The organism is Natronococcus pandeyae (genome assembly GCF_008122205.1).
GTDB classification, from domain to species: Archaea; Halobacteriota; Halobacteria; order Halobacteriales; family Natrialbaceae; genus Natronococcus; species Natronococcus pandeyae.
This window is the reverse complement of the sequence record NZ_PHNJ01000042.1, coordinates 1-1,617: the sequence shown is the minus strand read 5'-3', so window position 1 is coordinate 1,617 and position 1,617 is coordinate 1. Positions and strand designations below refer to the sequence as shown.

At 51.9% G+C, this 1,617-nt stretch carries 2 protein-coding genes; both read right to left on the bottom strand.

The features are described from left to right. Nucleotides 1–139: 139 nt before the first annotated feature. On the bottom strand, nucleotides 140–712 hold the full coding sequence (locus CV102_RS25630) for a hypothetical protein (RefSeq protein ID WP_148860823.1): 573 nt from the start codon (nucleotides 710–712) through the stop codon (nucleotides 140–142). 614 nt (nucleotides 713–1,326) lie between these two features. After that, nucleotides 1,327–1,617, bottom strand: a 291-nt coding sequence (locus CV102_RS25625) for a hypothetical protein (RefSeq protein WP_222863750.1), incomplete at its 5' end; no start/stop codon positions are given.

The window sequence follows — 1,617 nt, the reverse complement described above, 5'->3', positions numbered from 1 at the left end:
TTTGTAGGTCGTGAAAGTATAATGCTGCAGATTTTAATCCAGATTCTCCAAATTGGTCGTTCAATATCTTCTCTGGCTCTTTCAGCAGGTAGAATTGGAACTATTCCCGCAAAATCCCTTAGTATAGAGCCTGCTACAGCTAATCTACTCGAGTCACTTCGATCTCGTACCGGTTCGCGTCGGTGCAATTGCCGAGTTTCGCTTCCAGTGTGGCAGTTTCCTCGGGGCCGATCGTGACATCGTACAGCCACCCTTCCACCAGCATCTCCTCACCAGCGTATGCACCAATCACGGCATCCACAGTGTACGTCTCGTCATCGATATTCTCGAGTTCAGCCGTGACGGTACAGCCGTCGGTTTCGTTCTCCTTCTCCATCTTGTGATCGCCACGTTCGAGCTTCCCTTCTGCAGCGTCTGGGAGTGTAAACAACGGCACCTCATCTCCGTCAGGATCGGTCTCATTGCTTTCAGAATCGGGTTCATCCTTCTCTTCCTCCTGCGGCTCATCTCCTGCCGACGAAGCCTCATCCTGGGGGTCATCATCTTCCTCGGATTCAGACTTCGAATCGCCCTCGCTTTCGTCGCTCTCTGTCGTTTCGTTCACTTCTTGCATGTCAGATTCTGCATCGCCACTGCCAGAACATCCAGCAACTGTCGTCAGGATCCCACCACCAGCTATGCAGATCAGGTCGCGTCGGTTTGGCGTACTCATTCAACTTTGAGGATAACAGAACAACCACTTATAATTAATCAATCAGACAGTCAATCGGCCATGTATTAGAATTTTGTTCTAAAATTAGGCTTCAAAAAGACATTGTTCATTTCTTTCGTGTCGTCACGAGGATTTACGCTTTGAGATTTGTGCTGTTCTGGTTCATTTCCCCCGTCCCGCGTTTCCCACTCAGGACCCGACGCTATGCGTTCTCTCGAGTGGGTATTCCGGTGCAAGTACCCAAGCAATCACCTGATGATCCATTGATAATGCGCAGGACGGGATCAACGGTGATACCTGGAGAGTGACGAACTGCTGTGCCGTCGACTAGAGCAACTGGTGGACGACGGCGACGTCTACGAGGGAGAGACGGTCGATCCAGCCAAGCCGGCTACGTTGGTGACGACCCAGCACAGACGGCAAAAATGGTGTATTGTGGGTGGCACCCACGCGAAGTATGGGTTTGACCAGCTAATAACGATCGAGTCACAGAACGCGTCTCGGCCGCTTCAATGCTGGATAGCGTTCCTTGAGATAGAGCCGACTCTCCGGGACGGAAACCGCAGCTATTTATCGAAGTTGCTGTTCGAGGGGTGTTCCAGTCCCCCATCTCATCAGGTATTGTGGACTTCAGCCCAGTCTGTTTCCGTCGTGGTTTTCACCTGCTCCAGAAACCGTTCCACGAGGGTGTTCTCAGTCTCTCCGGCTTGTGGTGACGAGTCGAGGACCTTGATCGTAACCTGTTCAGCAGACTCTAGATCCCCCTCCACTACCTCGAGATTGAGAACCCCTTTCCGGAAAATGACGAGCATTCGCTCCGAGTCAACGATGAGATGATCATCCCCCAGCAGATCCACTGCTGCACGGAAATCAACGGGTGGCGTCAGTTGATAGGCCGTCGATGG